The 2,258-nt window shown below is 71.5% G+C and carries 3 protein-coding genes; all 3 read right to left on the minus strand.

What is annotated here, in order from left to right; all coding sequences use genetic code 11:
• On the minus strand, positions 1–317 hold a 317-nt coding region (locus ACCC94_RS29360; RefSeq protein ID WP_413353105.1), incomplete at its 3' end, for an LLM class flavin-dependent oxidoreductase.
• Positions 314–1,345, minus strand: coding sequence for an LLM class flavin-dependent oxidoreductase (locus ACCC94_RS29365; protein ID WP_413353106.1), 1,032 nt, complete (start codon positions 1,343–1,345; stop codon positions 314–316). The genes ACCC94_RS29365 and ACCC94_RS29360, both read right to left, overlap by 4 nt.
• Positions 1,342–2,258, minus strand: a 917-nt coding sequence (locus ACCC94_RS29370) for a 5'/3'-nucleotidase SurE (RefSeq protein WP_413353107.1), incomplete at its 5' end; no start/stop codon positions are given. The genes ACCC94_RS29370 and ACCC94_RS29365, both read right to left, overlap by 4 nt.

Consider the following 2,258-nt stretch of genomic DNA (forward strand, 5'->3'; position numbering starts at 1 on the left):
CCGCCGGACAGCGCGTCGAGTACGGCGGCGTCTTCGGCCAGGCGCAGCGAGTCCTCCAGCGGCAGGGTGACCACCGCCGTGCCCAGCTCGATGCGCCGGGTGCGCGCGGCGATGCTGGCGAACAGCAGCAGCGGCGAAGGCAGTTGGCCGAAGCCGCCGCTCAGGTGGTGCTGGGCGATCCAGCCGCCGTCGAAGCCCAGCGCCTCGGCGAACTCGAACTGCTCCTGCAGGTCTCGGTAGACCTGGCGCGGGTCGCTGCCGAAGGCGTGGGTGAGGAAGCCGAGCTTGAACGGCTTGCGCGGTTTCACTGCGCTCATGCCGGGATCTCCTGTGCGGTGGCGCGCTGCTGGCGCGGTTGCCAGCCCAGCGCGGGGGCGATGTCGCGGGCGACGGTTTGCAGGTGGCGCAGGGCTTCGGCGAAGCCGGTGGAGGTGGTCTGCACCTGGACGATCAACTGGTCATCGGCGCCCAGCGGCGCATCCGCGCGCAGCTGTTCGGCGATCTTCGCCGGGTCGCCGTGCAGTACGCCGAGGGCGTCCAGCACCGCCTCGAAGCCCTGCGCCGGGTCGGCGTGGCCGATACCGATACGGCGCTGGCGTTCGACGTAGGTGAGGATGTCCTGGCGCAGGGTCGAGCCTTCGGCCGCGGCATCTGCACCTGGGAATACGGCGCGTACCAGGGCGACGCGGGGCGTGCCGGAATGCGCGGGATTCCACGCCTGGCGATAGCGCTCGATCACCTGGGTGCGCGGTTCGGCGCCGGCCGTTGGGTTGGGCGCCAGGATCAGCCCGTTGCCGCGCGCAGCAACCTGCTCGACGCGGGAAGTCGCCTCCCACAGGCGGTCTGCCAGCCCATTGGCTGCCGGGCGCAACACGCGGCCCTCGGCATTCAGCGGCTCGCCGGCCAGGGCGCGGCGCAGGCGCTCCAGGCGCTGGTCGTACTGGTCGTGGCGGCCTTCCAGGCTCTGGCTGAAGGCGGCGAAGCTGTCCGGGTCGAAGCCGGCGCCCAGGCCCAGCTGCAGGCGGCCCTGGCTGATCAGGTCGAGCACCGAGGCATCCTCGGCCAGGCGCAGCGCGTTCTCCTGGTTGAGCACGACGATGCCGGTGCCCAGCTGGATGTGCCGGGTGCGCTCGGCGGCGGCGCTGAGCAGCACCAGCGGCGAGGGCAGGCGGCCGTTCTCGCTGGCGAAGTGGTGCTGCGCCAGCCAGCCGCTGTCGAAACCCAGCTCCTCGGCGGCTTCGAACAACTCCAGGGTCTGCTGGTACAGGCGCGGCTCGAACTGCGGGGCATACACGCGGTTGAGAAAGCCCAGGCGGAAGGTGCCGGGAAGAGTGCGGCGGCTCATGGTTGGCGCTCCTGGTCGATCTGCCCGAGCAGCGGCGTCAGCGCGGCACCAAGGCTGTCGCTGGCGGCGGGTGCGCCGGGCAGGGCGTTGAACGGGCTGAGGGTGAGGTAGCCCTTGGCGACCCACACCGCCTCGTCTTCGGCGTTGCTCGCGTCCGGCGGCGGCGACCAGGCGAAACCGATGCCCGGCTTGCCGGCCAGCTTCGCGTCGAGCTTGCCGAGGTCCTCGGTGTAGAGGGCGTGGAAGGGCACGTAGCTGCCGATGCGGGTCAGCCGCGCGCCTTGGAGTTTTGCCAGCGGCGGCAGGTTGAGGTTCAGGCCCACGCCCCTGGGCAGCAGAGCGCCGTCGGCCTGGCGGTGTTGGTCCAGTGCGTCCACCAGGCGGGTGACGATGGCGGCGATGCGCGGGCTGTCCTGTTCCTTCAGGTCGGCGCTGACGGCCAGCGCCGGCACGCCGGAGAGCACCGCGACGCTGGCGGCGTTGAAGGTGCCCGAGGCGCTGTTGAGGGCGCCGAGGTTGTTGCCGGGGTTGGGCCCGACTATCACCAGGTCCGGGTGCGGCAGCACCTTCTGCAATCCCAGCAGCACCGCCATGACCGGCGTGCCGCTGATGCGGATATCCACCTGCTGGCCGGTGCAGCTGGCGCTTTCGCACTGGCCCTTTTCGGTAGTGGTGAGGTAGTAGCTGTCCGGGTAGGCCGGGTCGTCGTCGCGGCCCACCTGCGTCTCGCGGCCGAAGAAGAAGGCGCCGCCGCGCGCGCTCTGGTCGCTGTAGGGTGCGGCGATGCGCACGGTGTGCCCGTCGGCCTTGAGGGCGGTGTACAGCGCGCGGATGTTCGGGTGGCGGTAGCCGTCGTCGTTGCTGAGCAGGATGTTCAGCGCGAACGCCGGCGGGGCGGGGGGGCCGCCCGCGG

This window comes from Pseudomonas sp. Pseusp97, from assembly GCF_047304025.1.
Classification (GTDB): domain Bacteria; phylum Pseudomonadota; class Gammaproteobacteria; order Pseudomonadales; family Pseudomonadaceae; genus Pseudomonas.

Excerpts from the sequence above, each read along its gene's own strand:
- ACCC94_RS29365 (WP_413353106.1), bottom strand. The coding sequence starts at position 1,345 with ATGAGCCGCCGCACTCTTCCCGGCACCTTCCGCCTGGGCTTTCTCAAC.